The organism is Paraburkholderia sp. PGU19 (assembly GCF_013426915.1).
Lineage (GTDB): Bacteria > Pseudomonadota > Gammaproteobacteria > Burkholderiales > Burkholderiaceae > Paraburkholderia.
The window spans coordinates 1,357,675-1,378,402 of record NZ_AP023182.1; the positions used below are offsets into that span (position 1 = coordinate 1,357,675).

Below are 20,728 nucleotides of genomic sequence, written 5' to 3' on the forward strand. Positions count from 1 at the left end.
CGGAGCCGCGCATCGCACATCACGAGGATCGAGACGGCGCCAGTTCCCCGCGCACGTTGCGAACGCGCGCGATATCGTGTGCCCGCACAGCACGTTCGCCCGTTGCGTATGCACTCGCGACGTCACTTGCATCGCAAAGCCGCGTACCGGTTTGCTTCATCGTCGCCGCGGCGGCTGCCGTTGCGTATGCGAGCGCCTCGCTGGCAACGGCTCCGTGATCGAGCGACCAGATCAATCCGGCGAGGAAACTGTCACCCGCGCCGATTGCACTTCGTACTTCCGTTTTCAGCGCAGGCATGAACCACGTCTCGTCGTGCGTCGCGAGCACCGCACCTCTATCGGCCAGCGTGAGCGCGACCATTCTCGCCTTACGTTGCGCGATCAACATGCGGGCGGCGTCGACCTGTTCCTCCACATCGTTCAGCGGCAGCGCCGTCAACTCGCGGAGTTCGTTGAGGCTCGGCTTGACGATATCGACGTGCCCGCCATCGAGTGCCGCCGCGAGCGCCGGACCCGATGCATCCACGGCGACACGGATGTTCGGCCGCGCCATGGCGGACGCGCGGGCGATCTGAGCGTAGGCGTCCGGCGGTGCGCCCGGCGGCAGGCTTCCGCTCAGGACGATAAAGCGCGCAGAGCCCAAATGAGCAGACACACTGCGCAGACATTCGCTCCACTCAGCCGGGGCGAGAGTCGGCCCAGGCAACACGAAACGGTACTTACGCCGGCTCGACGTCTCCATCACCGAGAAGTTCTCGCGCGTTTCACCTTCGATGTCGATGCAGTGCGTGCGCAGCTGTTCGCTATCGAGCAACCCGCCAAGGATGCGGCCCGTCGCTCCACCGGCGGCGAACAGCGCCACACATTCGCTGCCAAGGCGATGCAGTACCCGCGCGACGTTGATTCCGCCACCGCCTGGATCGCGCTGCGCGACCTCGCATCGCAGCTTGTGCGTGTCGACAATGCGCTCGACAGCCGTCGACAAATCGACGGCGGGATTGAGTGTAACTGTGAGCATCTCGGTCATGGCATGACCCTACCGCTTCGTTTCAGAAGGTATCGATCTGCGCGCTTCGCCGCCGGCCGAACCATACGACGCCTCCGCCTGCGCGACGCGCCGCTTGACGGCGATAAAACTGTCAGGACTCACCGATAAGGAGTCGATACCGCATTCCACAAGGAAGCGTGCATACTCGGGATGCACGCTCGGCGCTTCGCCACACAGGCTGACTTTCGCGCCCGCGCGATGTGCCCGGTCGATGACCTCGCGAATCATCCATCGCACGGCGTCGTTACGCTCGTCGAACAGCGATGCCAGTTCCGCGGAGTCACGGTCGACGCCCAGCGTGAGTTGCGTCAGATCGTTGCTGCCGATCGAGAATCCATCGAACCGCTGTGCAAATGCTTCTGCCAGGATCACGTTCGACGGGATCTCGCACATCACATAGATCTGCAGCCCGTCTTCGCCGCGCCTCAGGCCATTGGCCGCCATCGCGGCGAGGACGCGATCCGCTTCGTCCGGCGTCCGGCAGAACGGCACCATGACGATCACGTTGTTCAGGCCCATTTCCACTCGCAAACGGCGCAGCGCGCGGCATTCCAGTGCAAAGCCGGGACCGTAGCGCGGCGAGTAATAGCGCGATGCGCCACGAAAACCGAGCATCGGATTTTCCTCGACCGGCTCAAACGCCTGGCCTCCCGTCAAATGCGCATATTCGTTCGTCTTGAAGTCGCTCAGACGCACCACCACGGGCCGCGGATAACACACAGCCGCGATGCGGCCGAGTCCGCAGGCCAGCCGGTCGACGAAGTATTCAGTCTTGTCGCTATACCCTTCCGTCATCGCGGCGATCGTGCGGGCGGCCTCGGAATCCTTCAACTGGTCATAGCAAGCGAGCGCCATCGGATGAATCTTGATGTGATTGCTGATCACGAACTCCATGCGCGCCAGTCCGATGCCGTCCGCAGGCATGCGCCACCAGCGCAGCGCGGCGTCGGGGTTGGCGAGATTCAGCATGACCTGGGTGCGGGTATGCGGGATCGCGGCGAAGTCGATCTCTTCAACCTCGTAGTCCGCGATGCCTTCGAATACCCGCCCGACTTCGCCTTGCGCGCAGGACACGGTCACTTCCTGCTCGTCGTGCAAGACCCGCGTCGCATTGCTCGTGCCGACGATGGCGGGCAGACCGAGTTCGCGGCTCACAATGGCCGCGTGCGACGTGCGGCCGCCGTGGTCCGTGACGATACCCACCGCGCGCCGCATCACGGGCACCCAGTCCGGGTCCGTTGCGGCTGTCACGAGCACGGAGCCATCCACGAAACGGTCCCGCTCGACAGGACTGTCGATGACGCACACGTTCCCGGCCGCGATCGCCTGGCCGACGCTCACCCCCGCGACGAGTTCGCGTCCCGCCGACTTGAGCCGGAAGGTCTTGACGGCTGTTGCCTCGCGCCGCGACTGGACGGTCTCGGGCCGCGCCTGAACGATGAAGATGTGCCCCGTCAGCCCGTCCTTTGCCCATTCGATATCCATCGGCTGCCCGTAGTGCGATTCGATTTCGCACGCCCAGCGCGAGAGGGTGAGCACGTCGCGGTCGGTGAGCACGAAGGCAGCGCGTTCGGCCTTCGAAGTCGGCACATTCTTCGTCGGATGCGCGCCGCCTTTCGCATACACCATTTTCTTTAGCTTGCTGCCGCGCTTCTTGCCGACGATCGGCGCGAAGGCGCCGTCGCGCAGCAGCGGTTTGAATACTTCATATTCGTCGGGATCGACGGCGCCCTGCACGACGTTCTCGCCGAGACCCCACGCCGCGCTGATCAATACGATCTTGTCGAAGCCCGTTTCGGTATCGATCGTAAATGCAACGCCCGCGCCGCCCAGATCCGAACGCACCATCTGCTGCACGCCAACCGACAGTGCAACTTTCATGTGGTCGAAACCTCGTGCCTCGCGATAACTGATTGCCCGATCCGTGAACAGCGACGCATAGCAGCGGCGGCACGCCTCCATCACCGCGTGCGGGCCGCGAATGGCAAGCAGGGTCTCCTGCTGTCCCGCGAAGCTAGCATCTGGCAGATCTTCGGCCGTTGCACTCGAGCGTACCGCGACGTCGGGATCGTCGACGCCGACGCGGCGTGCAAGCTCGCCATACGCGTCGCAAATGGCGCGCGTCGTACTGGCTGGCCATTCGCCCCGAAGGATTGCCCGGCGGATCGTTTCCCCCGTATCGACAAGCGACCGGCGGTTGGCACGGAATTCCGATAGCACCGTCGAGATGGCTTCGCGCAGCCCGTTCGCGTCGATGAATTGCCAATATGCGTTGGCTGTCGTCGCGAAACCGGGCGGAACGCTAATGCCTTTGCCGGCGAGGCAACCCACCATCTCCCCCAGCGACGCATTTTTACCGCCCACGGTCGGCACATCCGTACGGCGCAACACGTCGAACCAGACGATCTCCGTTTCATTCCTGCTCATGGGCAACCCCTCGCTCGCGATTCACCCGCGTTGTTCCCGTCTACTCAGATGCTGACGTATCCTGCGAACATCCACGGAAGCTTCATCTGGCCGGCACGGAGATAGTCGTCCGTGTCGGGCATGCTCAGTCCGACGAAGCCGGGCGTGCCGTCGGCCGCAAACATCGGCGTAAACGAGAACGCATGGTTGATCACGATGACGGCCTCACCGTTCAGATGCGATGGCGCAAAAATGGAGACCTCGCGAAAGAAGTTCGCATGGTCTTTCGCTGCTGCCGCCGTTGTCTCTTTCGTCGCACCGGTGCTGTCGTATCGCGCAGGAAGCTCGTAAGTTCTATCGCCGTGCCGGGTTTTTCCCGCGGGAGTGAATACGAGTTCGATACCCGGATACGGAGCGCACAACGCGGCAGACTGCACGATCGGTCCATCCGGACCCATGACAGCGGGTGGATAAGCCCACAACGAAAGATTCAATGTGCGAGTTCCTTGAGCGAAGTATTCCGTCAACCAGTTCATTTGCGCCTCCTATCATTGCCTGTCACGTTATCTATGCCGGGTGCCTTCCTGCGTGGTCCGCCACGTGATTGCCCCGGCCTTTTGTCAACCAATCACAAGACGATCGACGACAGTTTTCACACCCGATGTGGCGCGCGCTGCGCCCCACACGATCGCACGTTCAACCGTCGAGCTGAGATGTCCGGACAGGGTGACATTGCCCTCATCGACTTGAACCTCGAGATGCTTCATTTCGCGCTCGGTATGACGCTGGATGGCCTTGCGGATGTTGTACTCGATATCGGTCGGCGAAGCGGAACCCGAAATCCTGATGTCGTTCGTGATGCCTGTGACGCCGCGCATGTGCCCGATATGCTTCTCCGCAATATGGCTGCGGTAACCGTTCTTGACGCTGCCGCTCAACGTCACCCATCCTCGCTCGACCTTGATCCTGATCGCGTCTTCTTCGAGACCCGAGATCCAGTCGAGCACGGCTCGCACGCTCAATGCGATGTCTTCGTCCGTCCTGTGATCGGTTTCATGCAGCGTCACGCCCATATGCGTAACGACCGCGACCACGCCTGCAATCCGCAGCACGGACCTTTCGGTGGCCAGCTTCTGCGCATAGTCCGACACTTGGCCGCTGAGCGTGACGATGCCATCCGCGACTGCGACGCCAATCCGGTTCGCATCGATAGCCGGATTGTTCGCCAGCTCTTCCTCCACTTCGCGGCGCAGTTGACTGTCCGGTTTCATGGCAACGGTCCTCCTGAAGTGCGTCCGTTCGTGAACTGGACACCCAGTTCACACGCTCAGACTAATCCGCACGCATGCCGCGCAGTTGATCGAAGTCAAGCAGGTCGCTGTGCCACCGTTGCATCGGACGATAAAGCCGCGTCTGCGGTAGCTTGACGACGATCAATCGAAAGCGTGCTTTTCGAAGGAGAATCAGGATCAACCTTTCGCACGATACGGAGAAGCATCATGACGCAGGCATCCAGCGTGGAGTCAACGGCCGGGCGCGTGTTCCAGCGCGTGATGCTGGCGATCGACGATTCAGAAGCAACGACACGCGCGGCCGAGTACGCGAAAACCCTGTTCGCCGGACGCGCGACGATCAAGGTCGTCACGGTTGCGCAGGACCCGCGCACGCTATTTCCACTCGGTGCAAGCACGCAAGACGCGCTCGCTTCTGCGAGAGACGACATCGTGGCCGATTCGCGCGCCGCGCTCGCCAAGATCGAGGCCATGTTTGCCGGGACGACGCTCGAATTCGGCCTGGTCGATCTTTCTGTCCACCGGGGAAATACAGCCGACGCTGTACTCGACGCCGCGTCGCACTGGCAGGCGGATCTCATTGTGATGGGCATGCGGCACCATCATGGCCTGCTGCGCTGGGTCGAAGGCACGGTGTCCGAACCAGTTGCGCGCCGCGCAAACTGCTCGTTGCTGCTGGTTCCGCAGGAGAGTCGCGTTCCAACGGACAAGCCTCCTCAACGCATGGTCTTCGCACTGGATGGCAGCGCCTGTTCGATCGTGGGATTGCAAACGGGTCTTCGGCTGGCGAGCGCGGATACCCAATTGCGCGCGATCTATGTCGTGGATCGTGCGGGCCACGTGATGGATGGCGCGGCCATCGACCTGCTGGAAAATGTCTATCTCGAAGAGGGGTGCACTGCCCTTGAGCGCGCAGCGCGCATCTTCGCCGGGCAGGGGCGCTATGCGGAGACGGCACTGATCAAGACACGTAAAAGCCGGGACGACATCCCTCACGCGATCCTACGTAACGTTCAGGACTGGAAAGGCGAACTGCTCGTTCTCGGCACTCATGGCCGGCGAGGCTTCGAACGATGGCTTGTCGGCAGCGTGGCGGCCCGCATGGTGCGGCTTGCCGACACTCCGGTATTACTCGTGCGCGACAGTGCTGCAATGGCTGCCACGACATGACAGCACGGCCGGTGAGACTGCGCCCTAGCTACTACGGCGCCTTTCTCACCGGTGGAGGCTTCTCTGCCTTGTTTTCGCGGTTCCGTTCCCTTTGCCAGCGAGCAGGCCTCAGACGTAGTGTCCGTTCGTGCAGCAGCAGCCCCAGTCCAGCCTGACGACCAGTGCGGGACTCGAAGAAACCCGTCGCGATACGCATGAAACGGCCACGTCATCCAGGCGTCATCCGCGAAACGCGGATCCTCGGGCGCGTACTCGTGCTTTGGCCGCGCCACGCTTGTACGCCTTGCGCCCTGTGCAACCTCGGCGCTCGCCGATACGGCCTCGCTCGCAAGCGCCAGCAAACCTCCCGGGCGCGACGGTCATGTACAGCGCCCAATCCATGAAGGCAAGCACCACGGAGGTCGGAGACAGGCCGCCCGTCAAAGCGGCGACGCCGGCATGCGCCGCGCGGTCGAGCGGGTCGCGCGAAAGTACGGGGTGAGAGCGGCCTTCTCCGTGACAACCGGTCTGGGCATGGCCCTGTGCATCGCCCTGGAAAGCGGGAGGCGCAGACGCGGGCGTCGTGAGTCGAGCCGTTTGGTCCGGCAATGGTTGAGGCTTGTCGTCGGCCGTGAGGGGAAGCGTTGCCACCGTCGTTCGGTGGATACGGCCAGTGACCCGTGCCTACGTTACGGGGGCATGGAATCGAACATTTGACTTGCGTCAACGCAGAAACACGACGCGCGACTTTCACACTGTGGATCGTGGCTCGCGGCACCAGAAAGCAGCTTCTGCCCGCGCCGGGCGTCGCGCATTTCGCGCACCTTGGCAGCAAGATCGGCGCGGTTACCGTGAGCGGCTACGGGTTCCACAAACCGCATCGCGATGCGATTGACTGAGGTCAACGGTCGCTGTTCGGGTCGCCTCTATCCTGGAAGCGATGCACCGACGCCTATGCGAATGCATCGACCCACCGACGAAGGAGTCGATCATGACCGACACGCAACTGCTGACTTACGAACCCGCGCACGGTCGTGCGCCGGCTCACGCCCAAGGCGACACTCCTGCCGTTATCGAACTGCCGAAACCCGACATGTCCTCCGGCGCGCCGCTGATGAAGGCCCTCGCGCTGCGCGCGAGCATGCGCGAGTTCTCCGACGCGCCGCTTACACCCGCCACACTCGGCGCGCTGCTGTGGGCAGCCGATGGCATCAACCGGCCGCGCACGGGTGGCCGCACCGCGCCATCGGCGCACGCATTCAATGAAATCGACCTCTACGCCGTGATGCCGAACGGCGTCTATCGATACGATGCACCTGCGCATCGGCTCATCCTGAAACATGCAAGCGATGCGCGCAATCTGACCGGTTATCAGGACTTCGTCGGCGCTGCGCCTCTGGACCTGGTCTACGTGGTCAACATGTCGCGTCTGCTCGACATGCCGCCGCAGCGGCGCGATATCTTTTCGGCCGTTGCTGCAGGGGCAATGGCGCAGAACGTGTCGCTCTACTGCGCGTCCGAGGGGCTGGGCTGCGTCGTGCGCGGCTGGATCAATCATCGTCTGCTGAGCGACGCGCTGAAGCTGAACGAAGATGAACTGCCCATTCTTGCGCAAACGGTCGGCGCGCCGGGCACGACGCTGACCTCTCTCGCGGATTGACGTCACCGGCTTCTACCGGACAGCGCGGTATCATGCGACTCCGAGCCGGCTGCAGCGCCACACTGCGCCAACAAGGCAACGGGCCTGAAACTCAGGCCCGTTTCGAATTCCCCATCGATCTGTTCGGCTGCTTGTGGTCGCGCCACAGAGACCGCCGAGAAGCGCGCCATGACGAGCACAGCGCGCCGCGCGCGCATCAGCTGATCGTCAGGCGCTTCTGGTCGGTCGGCGCCTTTTTCGGCAGGCTCAGCGAAAGCACACCGTCCTTGTATTCGGCCGTCGCGGTCGCCTCATCCACCTCGCCCGCGAGCGAGAACGAGCGGCTGAACGCGCCGGAATAGCGCTCGCGCCGGATCACGCGTTCGCCTTCTTTTTCTTCCTTGTTCCGCTCGACTTTTGCGTTGATCGACACGATGCGCCCATCGATGTGCACGTCGATATCCTTCTTGTCGAGGCCGGGAAGCTCGGCCTTCACCGTGTACGCGCCATCGTTTTCCGTCACGTCGATCTTCATTGATGCAAGCTCGGCGTCCTGAGGCGTCGCCATCGACCGCATGGGCCGGAAGAAACCCTGAAACAGATCAGAAACGACCGGGTCCAGCGAGAACGGATCAAAACGCGTCAGATTGCTCATTGCACTTCTCCTTCAGGTAAGCAGGCCAGGACATGGCCCCGATTGTCCGGCCGCGAGAGCCGGCTCACAGCGTGTTCGCGCGGCGTTGCCATTTTCACGGCTCGCCGCATCGTGAAGTCATGCTTTCAGCGTAGCCATACCCGGCACCGCACCGTTGATTCATGTCAATCGCGCTGTTGACATTGCCCGCGCGAGACAGCTTTCATCCTGAACACGACGCCTCGTCCTGTCCCGCATCGACATCCGCCTCGGCAGGCTTAGCCTCGATCTGCTCGCGCTGCTCGAACGTCTTCGATGCGCCGTCGATCGCGTGTTGCAGCATCTCGTGATCGAGCACTTCACGTTCGAGCAGCAAGCGGGCGATGCGCTCGAGCGTCGCGCGCTGGCTGGAGAGCGTGGCTTTGACGCGTGCGTGCGCCTCGTCGAGCATCCGGCGAATTTCCTCGTCGACAAGACGCGCCGTGTCGTCGCTGCAAGACGCACCGCGCCAGCCGTCGAATCCCGCAACGACGGGCTGGCTCATGGACTCGCCGATCGTCGCGAGCCCCATGCGCCCGCTCATCCCGTAGCGGGTCACCATGTGCCGCACCATCGCCGTCGCACGATCGAGATCGTTCTCCGCGCCCGTCGATACATCGCCGAAGACCAGTTCCTCGGCGACGCGCCCGCCGAGCAGCGCATCGAGACGGTCGAGCAGTTCGCTTTCGCGCAGCACATAGCGGTCTTCCGTCGGCACCTGCTGCGTGTAACCGAGCGCGGCGACGCCGCGCGGAATGATCGATACTTTCTTGACGGGATCGCAATGCTTGCGGCTATTCGCGACGAGCGCGTGACCGGCCTCGTGATACGCGATCGTGATCTTTTCCTGCGCGTTTATCACGCGGCTCTTCCGTTCCATGCCCGTCATCGCGCGGTCGATTGCTTCATCGAAGTCGGACATGTCGACGGCCTGCTTGTCGGCTTCGGCGGCATGCAGCGCAGCTTCGTTGACGACATTCGCGAGGTCCGCGCCGACGAAGCCCGGCATGCGGGACGCCAGTTCGTTCAGATCGACGTCGTCCGCCAGCTTCACGTGGCGCGTATGCACCGCGAGAATCTGACGGCGGCCGTTGAGGTCGGGCCTGTCGATGGCGATATGCCTGTCGAACCGGCCGGGACGCAGCAAGGCAGGATCGAGCGTCTCCGGGCGGTTCGTCGCCGCCATGATGATCACACCCGAACTGGAACTGAAGCCGTCCATCTCGATCAGCAACTGGTTGAGCGTCTGCTCGCGCTCGTCATTGCCGGACGTCAGGCCGGCTCCGCGTACTTTGCCGAGGGCATCCAGTTCGTCGATGAAAATGATGCATGGCGCCTCGGCCTGCGCCTGTTCGAAAAGATCCCGCACGCGAGCTGCGCCCACGCCGACGAACATCTCGACAAATCCAGCGCCGCTCACCGAATAGAACGGCACGCCCGCTTCACCCGCCACGGCTTTGGCAAGCAGCGTCTTGCCCGTGCCCGGCGCGCCGACGATCAGCACGCCCTTCGGGATCTTGCCGCCAAGCCGGCGATACCGTTCGGCATCGCGCAGAAACGCGACGATCTGTCGAAGCTCCGCTTTGGCTTCATCGATGCCCGCGATGTCGTCGAAGGTAATGCCTGTCTCGTTCTGCACGAGAATATGACCGTTGCCACGGCCCATCTTCGTGTACTGCTGCAAACCACCCGTGCGCTGCCATAACAGATTCCACACGAAGAACATCGCCAGCAACGGCACGGCCCAGGACAGCAGCACGCCCGGCCACGCACTGTCGACCCCACCCGAATATCGGATGCCCGCTGCCGCGAGGGTGTCAGCCAGGTGGCCGTCGGCGACGCGCACCGTCGTGAAGCGCCACGGCTCGCCGTTGCTGTTCACGGCCGCAGCGTCGGAGGCCGGCAGCAGCGAAGCGGCGCCCGGCATGTCGAGCATGCCCGTGATGCGCGTCGGCGTCACCTCGAGGTCGGCGACCTGCCTGGCGGCAACGAGCTTCTGAAAGTCGCTGTACGCAATTTCCGTCGTCATGCGTTGCGCCGTCAGGAGCGGCACTGCGACGGCCAGAATGAAGAACATCGTGAGCGCGACACTCACCAGATCGAACCATCGGGGCGATTTGCGCGCATCGCGCGAAGGACGCTGTGTGGGCATCATGGTCTCTCGGGCAACGAGGAGTGGCGTGGCCGGTTTCATGATGTTCTGCGTCAATCGCCCCGGGCCGATTGACGCAGATCAACCGGCTTCCCGCCCGCGGCGACTTAAATAGGCAGACAGTCCATTGCCGTTGCGCACTGCATGCGCTATCGGCCAATGCTTGGGGAGGTCTGCCGTGTCACACAGGACGCTTGTATTTCATCAGGATGCGCGCCAGTTGCTGCTCAACGGCGTGAATGCACTCGCTGAAGCCGTCAAGGTCACGCTCGGCCCCGGCGGCCGCAATGTGATCGTCGAGCGCGTGGCGGGTGCGCCGCTCGTCGCGAACTCCGGGGTGGTGGTCGCGGGCTCGGTCGACCTGTCCGATCCGTACGAGGAAATGGGCGCGCAGTTGCTGCGCGAGGTGGCAACCCGTACGAGCGAAGTCGCGGGAGACGGCACGACCACCGCTACGACGCTCGCACAGGCGATCGTCGTCGAAGGCAACAAGTGCGTGACGGCCGGGCACGATCCGATGGCCCTCAAGCGCGCCATCGAGGACGCGGGCAAACAGGTCGTCGCGGAACTTCACAGACTCGCACGCCCGTGTTCGAGCGTGGACGAAATGCGGCAGATCGCGACAATTTCCGCGAGCGGCGATGCGAGCATCGGCGCGCTGGTAGCCGACGCAGTCTCGCGCGTAGGGAAAGAAGGCGCGATCAGCATCGAGGACGGCTCCAAACTCGACGACGAGCTCGAAACGGTCGACGGATCACTGCTGGATCGAGGTCTCGTCTCGCCGCTTTTTCTCGGCGAAGACCAGCGCAACGTGGTGCTCGACGAACCGAGGGTGTTGCTGTGCGATATGAACATCTCGTCTATCCCGCAACTGCTGCCCATCCTCGAAGCCGTCATGGCAACAGACAAGCCGCTTTTCGTCATTGCCAACGAGATCGAAGGTGAAGCGCTCGCCACGCTCGTCGTCAACCATCTGCGCGGCACCTTCAAGTCCTGTGCGATCCGCTCGCCCGGCTTCGGCGAGAGCCGCACCGAGCAACTGGCGGATCTCGCTGCCCTGACGGGGGCGACCGTCGTTTCCGCGCAGACGGGACGCATGCTCGAAAACGCCACCCTGGAAGAGCTCGGTGCCGCGCGGCGCATCGAAATCACGCGCGACACGACGACCCTCGTGGCCGGCCATGGCGATCATGCGCGCGTCGCGGATCGCATCGCCGGACTGAAGAAGCGCATTGACGCAACAGCGGACGGATACGAGCGCGAGAACCTCAACCGGCGACTCGCCAAGCTTTCGGGCGGGGTCGCCGTGATCCGGGTCGGCGCCGCAACAGAAACCGCGCTGCGCGAACGGAAAAACCGCTTCGAAGATGCGCTTCATTCGACACGCGCCGCCGTCGAAGAAGGTTTCGTGCCGGGCGGAGGGGTCGCGCTGCTGCGCGCGCGCCGTGTGCTCGAACACTATGGCGACACACAGGCGCAGAAAATCGGCGCGCGGATCGTATTCGATGCACTTGCCTCGCCGCTGCGGCAGATCGCGCAAAACGCCGGCGCGGATGCTTTGGCCGTCGTCCATGCCGTCGCCGAAGCGAGCGACGCATTCGGCTACGATGCCGCTCACGGCGACTATGCCGACATGATCGAGCGCGGCATCGTCGATCCCGTCAAGGTGGCGCGCACCGCGTTGCAGAACGCCATTTCGGTGGCGTCGCTCCTGCTGACCACCGATTGCATGATCGTGCATCCGCCGAAGGACCGCACCGATCGCGCAGGTCGCGGCGACTGGAGCCGGGAGTTTGCATGAGAGCAGACGCGCGTGATGTGCAACCCGATGCGGGCCAGACGCACTGCGCGTAATCGTCGACCGGTGCCTCAACGCCACCGCGCGACAGGCAGATAACCGTTCCGGCTTGCAATCGCTATCGCGTTTTAACGGCTCGTACTGGCGCGATGCCGTTCCTGCAAGAGGAAGACAGGCCAACCCGCAACAGGAGGCACGCGTGACCCGATTATCCATACGCAGACCGACGACACGGCGCCCCCATTCAACGGATTCGGCGACGCTGCATGGCGCGAACCGCATTCGGGCCGCGCGGCGCCAGGTGCGTGGAGTCGACGCGGCGATGCAGCGAGCGAGCACCTATCGCCATCCTGCGGGCAGGATCACCCGAATAGAAACGCATATCTCGATCGTGTATCTCGCGGGCCGCTTCGCCTACAAGATCATCAAGCCCGTCTCGCCGGGATTCGCGGATTTCACGGCGGCAGAAGCAAGGCGAGCTTGCTGCGAAGCCCAGGTGCGGCTGAACAGACCGCTTGCGCGGGGACTTTACCTCGGCGTACTCCCGATCAAGCGCCGTGGACGCACGCTCACGCTCGAATCGAGGGGCCGCGCGGTCGAACACGCCGTCAAGATGCGCCGCTTCGATGAATCCGGGCTTTTTTCCAGTCTCGCCCGAAGCGGAACGCTGTCGCCGCGCGATGTCGATCGCGCGGCCAATAGACTTGCTGCCTGGCATCGGCATGCGCCGCGAGACGCGCCTCTCGCACGGTACGGCGGCGCCGCGCTGCTCATCGCGCAAGTCGACGCTGTCAATGCGTCCCTGCAGGCAGGCTACAACGAGCCGGCTCTGCGTGAAATCGCCGCCTGGTGCAGACAACAACTCGCGCAACGCGCGGACGCAATAAACAGGCGCCGTGCCAACGGCTTCGTGCGCGCCTGTCATGGCGACCTGCACCTCGACAACGTGATGCGCTGGCGCGGCGAGGTTTCCATGTTCGACTGCATCGACTTCGACGATGCGCTGCGCTGGATCGATATCGCCAATGACATTGCATTCCTTGTCATGGATCTGCGGGCGCGGGCAGGAACGCGTCTGTCGAACCGGCTGCTGAACCAATGGCTTGAGGCAACGGGCGACTATGCGGCACTCGATCTGATGCCGCTCTATGTCGCATATCGCGCTCTGGTTCGAGCGCTCGTGGCATATCTTTACAGCAAGAACGGTTTGCATCCGGAAGCCGCCGCCGCCGCGCGCGACGCCGCCCGCTACATAGAAACGGCTGCCGCCGAGTCAAGCAAGCCGCCGCCCGTCCTGCTGCTGTGCCATGGCTTTTCGGGTTCGGGCAAATCCGTCGCCAGCCAGGCACTGGCGGAGTCGAGCGGCGCAGTGTGTCTGTCGAGCGATGTCGAACGCAAGCGTCTGGAGTCCACACCCGCGGCAACTACCCGCCTGGACGCGACGCACTACACGCAAGTAGCACGACACGCCGTCTACAACCACCTGATCGGCCTCGCAACCTCTGTTCTACAGGCAGGCTACAGCGTGATCGTCGACGCGACTTTCCTCGAGCGTCGCCACCGCGACGCCTTTTTCTCGCTCGGGGAGCGCCTGGGCGTACCGACGCGCGTGCTGAATTTTCACGCCGCCCCCAACATCCTGGCAGAGCGCATCGTCACACGTCAGCGCAACCGTCGCGATGCATCCGACGCCGATACGTCCACGTTGTCGCTGCAACTCGCCACCGCCGAGCCGCTGACCTCGGCCGAAACGGCGCAGACCTTTGCCTTCGATACCAACGTTCCCGTGCAGGCCTTCGACGACCCAGCCTTCTGGAAACCGGTACTCGATCTGATGTCTTCGTCCGTCGCCGGACCTGCGTCCGCTGCGTCCGATATCTGCCGCATCAGATGCAAAAGCGAAAATAGCCGCTATGCAGCAGAACAGGATTCCCACCTACCTCGTTCAGCATCCGCCGGGCGGCAACCTCGATCTCATGACGATGCGCAGTGAACGCACCTATCAGGTCTTCTTCGCGCAACGACCTCGCGCCGAAATGATCCTCGAGCGCTTCGGCCGTAATCGCGCATTGCACGGATTGGCGATCGACGAGCGCGGGAAACGTCAACACCAGGTCGCGCGCGCAATAATCAGGGCGACAGGAAGGAAACGATATTTGCATGACAACGACTCCACGTGGAGCGCAAGGGCGCCACGCCAGATTAGCCCCACGCCTGCTGGTGGACTTGATGCACGTCAACGCCTGCGAGACCGTGATCACCGCGCACGGTTGACCTTCATCAACACGATCCGTGCGGCGCGTGCAACGATTGGGTTGCCGCCTTCAAGGTATCGAAGGCACATGTGTTCCGTATGCGGTTGGGGTGCAAAGATGACATTGCGGGTCGATCTGGATGGAGTGGGCAACATCTATCGCCTGTGCTTCGTCCGCGGGCCGTGGGCGTATTTCACCCGTATCAGTCTCGACAGACAATGGGGCGAAGGCTGGGACAAGGCGCCATATCAGTTTCATGCGCATCTGCCCTACGGCGACAGCACCGATCAGATTCTGAAGATCGCTTTCGACGGCCCGCTTTTCCCGCCCGAGGCCGGACTCAACGGTCATTCGCTAAGCGTGTTAGAACTCAATGCGGGCGCGTCGCCCTGGCTGCGCACTGAAAGCTATTTTCACGGCACGCAGATTCACATCATGGCAGGCGTCACGCTGCTGAGGTTCACCGAACTGATCGAGCTGGCGGGTGGAACCGTTTTCGCACCCATCGGCTGGGGCGAGTTGCCCGAAGCTTCCGTTCCCGTTTCCGAGAGGGCGACGTAATCGCAGTGCGATGCCACGAACGTTCGATGCAGCCATTGCCGACGGCGATCAGGAGTCGGAAACCAGACCTCCGCCCAGCGCCGCATAGAGTGCAACGGTGTCCTGCAGGCGCTGCGCGATGGCCTGCAGCCACGCAATCCGTGCCTGATGATACTGGCCATCGGCAACGAGTATCTGCAGATAGCCAACGGTCCCCGCGCGATACGCCTCCTTGATCAGCCGCAGCGCCTCGCCTGCGGCCTGAACTGCGCGGGTCTGCGCCTCGACCGTCTGCGAATCATGTTCGAGCGCCCGCAGCGCGTCTGCGACCTGGGCAAACGCTGCGAACACCACCTCGCGATACGCGGCGTTGGATTCGTTATAGGCTTCCACAGCAGCCTTACGCTGGAACCACAATGCGCCGCCATGAAACACAGGCGCCGTCACGCCCGCGGCGACGCTCCAGACTTGCCCGGCCGGTGTTCCGAGAGCATGAAGCACCGCGCTTTCGACACCGCCCGAAGCGGACAACGTGATCTGCGGAAACAGCGCCGCCGTGGCCACGCCGATATCCGCACTCGCCACGTGCAGCGCGGCTTCCGCCTGCAAGATGTCGGGGCGCCGCCGGACGAGCGAAGATGGCAGGGTCTGCGGCAGTACGCCGGGCAATGCGATCTCACCCAACGATAGCTCAGGTGCGCTCCATTGCCCGGGGTACATCCCCGCGAGCAGCGCAAGCAGGTGCTCGGTTTCGTTGCGCTTCTGCTCGAGTCCAGGCAGCGACGCCTCGAGCGTCGCCAGTTCGTTCTGAAGCGACAGCACGGCCGACCACGCGCTCGTGCCCGCCGCAACCTGGGCTTCCGTAATGTGAACCTGTTCGCGCACGAGTTCGAGTATTTCATGCGTCGCGGCAATTTCGTCGCTATAGGCAGCCCGGGCGATCATCGCATTGACGACATTTGCGGCCAGCGTCAGGTACGTCGCGACAAGCGCATAGCGTTGCGCATCCGTTTGTGCGGCGAGCGCTTCGACCTGCCTGCGCTCGCCGCCCCAGATGTCGAGCGTGTAGCTGACGGTCGCTGACAGCGTAAACAGATTGAAGATCGATGCCGGCGCGTCGATGCCTGTGCGCAAGGAAGAAAACCGCTGACGGGACGCGTCGCCCTGTGCATCGACTTGAGGAAAAAACACGCCGGCACCTGCGCGCAACAGGTATTCGCTACGCCGCAACGTCGCCTCTCCGTGTTCGAGCGTGACGTTGCCCGTCAAGGCCTCATCGACGGCCATGTCGATCGCGTGGCAGCCGAACGAGGTCCACCAGTCGTCGCGCAACTGAACGGCGGGTGACAAGGCCTGCTGCTGTCTCTCGGATGCGATGCTCAATGCGTCCGATGCGTCATAGCGTTCGACACGCGGCGTGGCGGGCCGCGAAAAATTCGGACCGACCGTGCACGCCGCGACGAGCACGACGCCCGCTGCCAGCGCCGCGGCTCGCGTAATACGCGCGACCGTACCGCACCTGCAGCGCTCAACTGGCGGCAATGTACACATCGACGATCTGCCCTGGGAACAGACGTGTCGGCTGCTGCGTGACGACCCGGAAAGCACGGGCAAGACGCGCACGTCGACACGTTCGGTACGCTGGTCCGTCAACTGGATTTTCGGCGTCACATACGGCTGCACGCGCATGAATTGCAGATCCGCCTGCACCGACGTGCCGCGAATGAACATGCGCGCTTTCAACCCATGCAGATCCGGCAACCGGCTAATCAGGATCTCGTCGACATAGCAGCGCACAGCCAACTGGTTCGACGGCGTGCCGAGAACGAGCACGGGTGCGCTGCCCTGCGCATAGGTGTCGTACACGCCCTGAGGAGACAGATACGCCCCGGGCGCGGCGTTGACCGACAGTACCACACCGTCGGCGGGCGCACGCAGCGTGTACCGATCGAGTTGCGCCGATGCCGATTCGACGGCCTTGCGCAGCGCCTCGACCTGGCGCTCCTGGTTGCGCACGTCGTATGTCCACGCGCCCGCGCGAGTCAACCGGTACTGCCGCGTGACCACTTCCAGGTTTGCGCGCGCAACAGCAACGCCGTTCGCGGCATTGTCGAGCGTATCGCGGCTGACGGCTTTCGCGTCGATCTCGTACGCATGTTTCTGTTTGTCGAACTGGTCCTGTGCCATCTTGAGACTGGCCGCCGCCGCCCCGACCTGCGCGCTCGCCACCTCCAGCGTTTCGCGACGCGGCTGTGCGCGCAGTTCGTCCAGCAGCGATTGCGCAGCCTCGGCCTGTGCTTCGAGTTGCGCGACTGTCGCACGCTGCACGGCGTCGTCGATGACCAACAACACGTCTCCACGGCGGACACTGTCGCCGTCGTGCACGAGCAGTCGGGTCACCGCCCCGGACACATCCGGGTAAATATTGATGTTCGCCCCGGCGGGCTGATCGCTTTCCACGATGCCTGTCGCGTACACACCGTGTGCATACGGGTTCGACGCAGGATCGAAGACGGGCGGCTGGGGCGGTTGCTGGATGCCATAGACCCACGCCGCCACGACGCTCGCCACGAATCCCGCGAAGGCGAGCAGAAACAGGAGCCGCTGTTTCATTGCCCGCCTCCCGCGTCGATGGTCTTGAGCTTGCCGTCCTCCATGTGCATGACGCGATCGGCGTAGTCGAAAATCCGGCTGTCATGTGTCACGATGACAATGCAGCGATGGTCGTTGAGGACCTTGTGCTTCACGAAGTCGATGATGGAACGTCCGGTGTCGCCGTCGAGCGATGCCGTAGGTTCATCGAGGATCAGTATGTCCGGCTGGCTGACGATCGCGCGTGCAATCGCAACACGCTGCTGCTCGCCGCCCGACAGTTTCATTGGTGGCAACGCGGCACGGTTGCGCAGCCCGACCACGTCGAGCCACGTCATGGCCTCGCGGATCGAATCGTCCCAGTCGCGGCGTCTGAGGATCAGCGGAATGGCGACGTTCTCCACCGTGGTAAGACGTGGAAACAGGTGATAGTCCTGAAACACGAACCCGATTCGCTTGAGACGAAAGTCCGCGATGGCGTCGTCGCCCTGTTGCCAGAGATCGACGCCGTCGATCGACACCGCGCCTGAGTCCGGCCGCAGTATCCCCGAGATCACGCTCAGCAACGTAGTCTTGCCACTGCCCGACGGGCCGACGATCAGCAGCATTTCGCCGAAGCGAGCCTGCATCGCCACTTCCGACAGCGCCTGCGTGCGCGCGTCGCCTTCGCCGAACCACTTGTTCAGCCCGCGTGCGTCGATCGCAATGGCGGCCATGGCTAGCCCCTGAAAATATCGAACGGTTCGATGCGCAGCACGCGCCGTACACCAAGGTAGCTCGACGAGGCTGCGATCACCACGACCATCGCGAACGCGAGCGCGAGATTGCCGAAGGTGATCATTGCCGCGTAGTCCGGCACGCGCAGACGGACGAGACTGATCGACGCCGCGCACAGCCCCACGCCGAGCCCGTAGCCCGTCAGCGCGGTGAACGTTGCCTGGAACAGGATCATCGCGACCAGCTCTCGGCCCTTTGCGCCGATCGCCTTCAGCGCGCCGAACTTCTCCAGGTTTTCGAGGATGAACGTGTAGAAGGTCTGGCCGGAGATGGACAGGCCCACAATGAAACTGATCGCCGTCATCAACAGAATGTTCGTGCCCAGCCCGGTTTCGTATTTGTAGAAGTGCGAGATGCGTTGCATGAACTCCTTCTTCGTGTAGGCAACGTATCCGAGCGAAACGACAACCTGCTTGATATGGGCGACGTCCGCGGCCGATTTGGGCTCGACGAGAATATAGGACGTGGTGTAGCGCGTCGACGGGATGTACTCGACCGCCCGCTTGTACGTCGTGTAGAGCGTCGGCGTGCCGAACAGGCCGCTGCTGGTCACGGTTGCGATGCCGACCACAACGCCGCGATGGTCGTTGAGTTCGAAGTCTGTGCCCAGCCTGGGGTTATGCAGCTTGACGAATTCCGCGTCGTCGATGGCGATGAAACCATTCTCCGCGTAAATGTCTTCGATCCGGCCGGCCTTCATCTTGGGCCAGCCAAACAGGCTCGCATCGTCCAGCCCGATCACCGTGACGGCCTGATACGCGCCATCGCGCAGACGGACCAGCGCGACACCCGAATAGAGCGGCACTGCATATTTGACACCGTCGATGCTGCGCACGGCGTCGAGCACGTAATCCGGCATGCCGATGCTGCTCGCGATCGTCTGAACGGCGGGATCCATCACCCACATCTTTGCACCGACATTGATGACGGTAGATGACGATTTGTTGAGAATGCCCGCGAACAGCGACGTCATTTCGATCATCAGAAACACAGCGAACGTGATGCCGACGATCAGCGCGGTGAACTTGGCGCTATCGTTGACGAGCAGCTTGAACGCGAGCCTGAGGATGCCTTTCATCTCGTTTTCTCATCCGGTGGCGGTCGAAGCCGTTGCATCGGTATCGGCCGCCTGCTGCCGGGACTCAGCCCTGCTCACCGTGTTCCGGCTCAGTGCCACGCACCAGCAGCACGGGACACTGCGCAAACCGGACGAAGCGCTCGGCCACGCTGCCCAGCACGATGCGGCGCACGCCTCGCCGCCCGTGCGTCCCGAGGATCACGAGATCCGCACCCAGCCGCTCGGCGCAATGTTGCAGCGTCGTCGCGACGTCTTCGTTCATACGTTCGGTCTCGACCATCTCCGCATCGCAAGCGACCCCTGCCTGACGGCAGACTGCTTCCGCTTTCTCCAGCGTGGTACGGCCATCCTTACGCAGCGCATCGACGAGCGCGATGGGATCGTAGTAACCGGCATAGTTGAAGAGAGGCGTCTTGTCGACCACGTATACGGCCTGAATTTTCCCGCCCGTGAGGCGCGCCATCTTCACTGCCTCCTTCAGCACCCGCTCCGACGTCTTGCTGCCGTCGAGTGCGATCAGAATCTGTTTGTACATATGAATGCCGCCTCCTTGAAATATTCCTGCACCACGATTCGCCGTGCGCCATGACACCTCGCATGGCATGCTTCTTATCTTCGATGCTTGCGCGGTTGCGCACTTGACCTGAATCAAGGCTCGACGTCTCGCCACGCCAGTCTGTGTTTTGCCGGAATCGTCCCGTCGGTTGACGTATCTCAACGGATGAAGACGTGGTCGTCGTACAGTCAAACCGGACAGCAAAAGACATTGATGCATACCTTTTCGCCCGAGCCTTCCGGTGCCGCAGCGATGCAGGCGCTCGCAATGGCAAACACCGAAGCGTTGGACAACTGGATGACGCTCTGCAAGGAAACGTGGATGCGGGCGGCGGCCGTTCGAAATCCGCTCGAATACGCCGCGATTGGAAACTTGATGCTGCCCGCCTGCGCGTCCCACGCGATGCTGTATTGCAAGCGCCTCTCGGACATCGCTGCGGGCGCGCCAGCGGCGGCGAGCAGGCCGCTGGCGGCCTCCGAGGCCAGCACGCCCGCCGCCATCGATCTGTCGGCAAACGCGCCGTTGCGCCCCGCCGTCAAGGACTCCCCCGACCTCACCCATGTACAGACGCGGTCCGTCAAGGACGCTGTCAAACGACCGATACCCGCCCCGCGGTTTCGCGGCGAATGATTCGGGACGCGCTGTATCCCTGCACGCGCTGGCCTTGGCGGTGCCCCGCGCCAGCCGTCACGGCCGCATTCGTCAGCGTGTCCCGCAGCGCGTGAAGCTCACTGTGCGGTCGGGCAATGTCATCGTTCGGATGCTTGATGTTG

The 20,728-nt window shown here is 63.1% G+C and carries 18 protein-coding genes and 1 pseudogene; 5 read left to right on the forward strand and 14 right to left on the reverse strand.

Features of this window, described 5'->3' with window-relative positions; genetic code table 11:
- Nucleotides 1-19: 19 nt before the first annotated feature.
- The 4 genes from H1204_RS46600 to H1204_RS46615 form a co-directional block, all read right to left on the reverse strand.
- Nucleotides 20-1,027, reverse strand: a complete 1,008-nt coding sequence (locus H1204_RS46600) for a 1-phosphofructokinase family hexose kinase (RefSeq protein ID WP_180735672.1) — start codon at nucleotides 1,025-1,027, stop codon at nucleotides 20-22.
- A 9-nt stretch (nucleotides 1,028-1,036) separates the two neighbouring features.
- Nucleotides 1,037-3,475, reverse strand: coding sequence for a phosphoenolpyruvate synthase (gene ppsA / locus H1204_RS46605; RefSeq protein ID WP_180735673.1), 2,439 nt, complete (start codon nucleotides 3,473-3,475; stop codon nucleotides 1,037-1,039).
- A gap of 44 nt (nucleotides 3,476-3,519) precedes the next feature.
- Nucleotides 3,520-3,990 carry a hypothetical protein gene (locus H1204_RS46610; protein WP_180735674.1) on the reverse strand — a complete coding sequence of 157 codons (471 nt, stop codon included), beginning with the start codon at nucleotides 3,988-3,990 and terminating at the stop codon, nucleotides 3,520-3,522.
- 84 nt (nucleotides 3,991-4,074) lie between these two features.
- A complete protein-coding gene (locus H1204_RS46615; RefSeq protein WP_180735675.1) occupies nucleotides 4,075-4,725 on the reverse strand; it encodes a BON domain-containing protein in 651 nt (216 codons plus the stop codon).
- A gap of 282 nt (nucleotides 4,726-5,007) precedes the next feature.
- Between H1204_RS46615 and H1204_RS46620 the strand changes: the two genes are divergently transcribed.
- Nucleotides 5,008-5,916, forward strand: coding sequence for a universal stress protein (locus tag H1204_RS46620; RefSeq protein ID WP_243469049.1), 909 nt, complete (start codon nucleotides 5,008-5,010; stop codon nucleotides 5,914-5,916).
- A 219-nt stretch (nucleotides 5,917-6,135) separates the two neighbouring features.
- On the opposite strand, the gene H1204_RS46625 is transcribed toward H1204_RS46620, so the two are convergent.
- Nucleotides 6,136-6,546 (reverse strand): poly-beta-hydroxybutyrate polymerase N-terminal domain-containing protein, encoded by a 411-nt coding sequence (locus H1204_RS46625; protein ID WP_180735677.1) that lies wholly within the window; start codon nucleotides 6,544-6,546, stop codon nucleotides 6,136-6,138.
- Between the two features lie 340 nt (nucleotides 6,547-6,886).
- Between H1204_RS46625 and H1204_RS46630 the strand changes: the two genes are divergently transcribed.
- Nucleotides 6,887-7,555: a SagB/ThcOx family dehydrogenase gene (locus H1204_RS46630; protein WP_180735678.1), complete on the forward strand. Its 669-nt coding sequence runs from the start codon at nucleotides 6,887-6,889 to the stop codon at nucleotides 7,553-7,555.
- Between the two features lie 196 nt (nucleotides 7,556-7,751).
- Here the strand turns inward: H1204_RS46630 and H1204_RS46635 are convergent, their stop codons facing one another.
- Nucleotides 7,752-8,189 carry an Hsp20/alpha crystallin family protein gene (locus H1204_RS46635; RefSeq protein WP_180735679.1) on the reverse strand — a complete coding sequence of 146 codons (438 nt, stop codon included), beginning with the start codon at nucleotides 8,187-8,189 and terminating at the stop codon, nucleotides 7,752-7,754.
- Nucleotides 8,190-8,391: 202 nt separating this feature from the next.
- The gene (gene ftsH / locus H1204_RS46640; RefSeq protein WP_243469123.1) at nucleotides 8,392-10,284 is read right to left on the reverse strand and encodes an ATP-dependent zinc metalloprotease FtsH; all 1,893 of its coding nucleotides are present in this window, start codon (nucleotides 10,282-10,284) and stop codon (nucleotides 8,392-8,394) included.
- Between the two features lie 253 nt (nucleotides 10,285-10,537).
- On the opposite strand from ftsH, the gene groL reads away from it, so the two are divergent.
- Together groL and H1204_RS46650 are read left to right on the forward strand one after the other, a co-directional pair.
- On the forward strand, nucleotides 10,538-12,160 hold the full coding sequence (groL, locus tag H1204_RS46645) for a chaperonin GroEL (protein WP_180735681.1): 1,623 nt from the start codon (nucleotides 10,538-10,540) through the stop codon (nucleotides 12,158-12,160).
- Between the two features lie 196 nt (nucleotides 12,161-12,356).
- A complete protein-coding gene (locus tag H1204_RS46650; RefSeq protein ID WP_180735682.1) occupies nucleotides 12,357-14,150 on the forward strand; it encodes a bifunctional aminoglycoside phosphotransferase/ATP-binding protein in 1,794 nt (597 codons plus the stop codon).
- Here H1204_RS46650 and H1204_RS46655 read toward each other — a convergent pair.
- Nucleotides 14,044-14,319 carry a DUF1488 domain-containing protein gene (locus H1204_RS46655; RefSeq protein ID WP_082433906.1) on the reverse strand — a complete coding sequence of 92 codons (276 nt, stop codon included), beginning with the start codon at nucleotides 14,317-14,319 and terminating at the stop codon, nucleotides 14,044-14,046. The two genes, H1204_RS46650 and H1204_RS46655, sit on opposite strands and share 107 nt — an antisense overlap.
- 210 nt (nucleotides 14,320-14,529) lie before the next feature.
- On the opposite strand from H1204_RS46655, the gene H1204_RS46660 reads away from it, so the two are divergent.
- Nucleotides 14,530-14,973 (forward strand): hypothetical protein, encoded by a 444-nt coding sequence (locus H1204_RS46660; RefSeq protein WP_180736354.1) that lies wholly within the window; start codon nucleotides 14,530-14,532, stop codon nucleotides 14,971-14,973.
- A 48-nt stretch (nucleotides 14,974-15,021) separates the two neighbouring features.
- On the opposite strand, the gene H1204_RS46665 is transcribed toward H1204_RS46660, so the two are convergent.
- From H1204_RS46665 to H1204_RS46690, 6 genes and pseudogenes are all read right to left on the reverse strand, one after another.
- A complete protein-coding gene (locus H1204_RS46665; RefSeq protein WP_180735683.1) occupies nucleotides 15,022-16,503 on the reverse strand; it encodes an efflux transporter outer membrane subunit in 1,482 nt (493 codons plus the stop codon).
- Nucleotides 16,481-17,565, reverse strand: a pseudogene (locus H1204_RS46670) (biotin/lipoyl-binding protein). The gene H1204_RS46665 and the pseudogene H1204_RS46670 overlap by 23 nt, the downstream one beginning before the upstream one ends.
- Complete coding sequence (locus tag H1204_RS46675; protein WP_180735684.1) at nucleotides 17,562-18,260, reverse strand: ABC transporter ATP-binding protein; 699 nt, start codon at nucleotides 18,258-18,260, stop codon at nucleotides 17,562-17,564. Before H1204_RS46675 ends, H1204_RS46670 begins: the two are co-directional and overlap by 4 nt.
- 2 nt (nucleotides 18,261-18,262) lie before the next feature.
- Complete coding sequence (locus H1204_RS46680; RefSeq protein ID WP_180735685.1) at nucleotides 18,263-19,399, reverse strand: ABC transporter permease; 1,137 nt, start codon at nucleotides 19,397-19,399, stop codon at nucleotides 18,263-18,265.
- Nucleotides 19,400-19,463: 64 nt separating this feature from the next.
- Nucleotides 19,464-19,934, reverse strand: a complete 471-nt coding sequence (locus H1204_RS46685; RefSeq protein ID WP_180735686.1) for a universal stress protein — start codon at nucleotides 19,932-19,934, stop codon at nucleotides 19,464-19,466.
- 209 nt (nucleotides 19,935-20,143) lie between these two features.
- Entirely contained in the window at nucleotides 20,144-20,455 is a 312-nt protein-coding gene (locus H1204_RS46690; RefSeq protein ID WP_180735687.1) for a hypothetical protein, read from the reverse strand.
- Nucleotides 20,456-20,728 lie beyond the last annotated feature (273 nt).

Excerpts from the sequence above, each read along its gene's own strand:
- H1204_RS46600 (WP_180735672.1), bottom strand. The coding sequence starts at position 1,027 with ATGACCGAGATGCTCACAGTTACACTCAATCCCGCCGTCGATTTGTCG.
- ppsA (WP_180735673.1), bottom strand. The coding sequence starts at position 3,475 with ATGAGCAGGAATGAAACGGAGATCGTCTGGTTCGACGTGTTGCGCCGT.
- H1204_RS46610 (WP_180735674.1), bottom strand. The coding sequence starts at position 3,990 with ATGAACTGGTTGACGGAATACTTCGCTCAAGGAACTCGCACATTGAAT.
- H1204_RS46615 (WP_180735675.1), bottom strand. The coding sequence starts at position 4,725 with ATGAAACCGGACAGTCAACTGCGCCGCGAAGTGGAGGAAGAGCTGGCG.
- H1204_RS46620 (WP_243469049.1), top strand. The coding sequence starts at position 5,008 with ATGCTGGCGATCGACGATTCAGAAGCAACGACACGCGCGGCCGAGTAC.
- H1204_RS46630 (WP_180735678.1), top strand. The coding sequence starts at position 6,887 with ATGACCGACACGCAACTGCTGACTTACGAACCCGCGCACGGTCGTGCG.
- H1204_RS46635 (WP_180735679.1), bottom strand. The coding sequence starts at position 8,189 with ATGAGCAATCTGACGCGTTTTGATCCGTTCTCGCTGGACCCGGTCGTT.
- ftsH (WP_243469123.1), bottom strand. The coding sequence starts at position 10,284 with ATGTTCTTCATTCTGGCCGTCGCAGTGCCGCTCCTGACGGCGCAACGC.
- H1204_RS46655 (WP_082433906.1), bottom strand. The coding sequence starts at position 14,319 with ATGCAAATATCGTTTCCTTCCTGTCGCCCTGATTATTGCGCGCGCGAC.
- H1204_RS46660 (WP_180736354.1), top strand. The coding sequence starts at position 14,530 with ATGACATTGCGGGTCGATCTGGATGGAGTGGGCAACATCTATCGCCTG.
- H1204_RS46665 (WP_180735683.1), bottom strand. The coding sequence starts at position 16,503 with ATGTGTACATTGCCGCCAGTTGAGCGCTGCAGGTGCGGTACGGTCGCG.
- H1204_RS46675 (WP_180735684.1), bottom strand. The coding sequence starts at position 18,260 with ATGGCCGCCATTGCGATCGACGCACGCGGGCTGAACAAGTGGTTCGGC.
- H1204_RS46680 (WP_180735685.1), bottom strand. The coding sequence starts at position 19,399 with ATGAAAGGCATCCTCAGGCTCGCGTTCAAGCTGCTCGTCAACGATAGC.
- H1204_RS46685 (WP_180735686.1), bottom strand. The coding sequence starts at position 19,934 with ATGTACAAACAGATTCTGATCGCACTCGACGGCAGCAAGACGTCGGAG.
- H1204_RS46690 (WP_180735687.1), bottom strand. The coding sequence starts at position 20,455 with ATGGCGGCGGGCGTGCTGGCCTCGGAGGCCGCCAGCGGCCTGCTCGCC.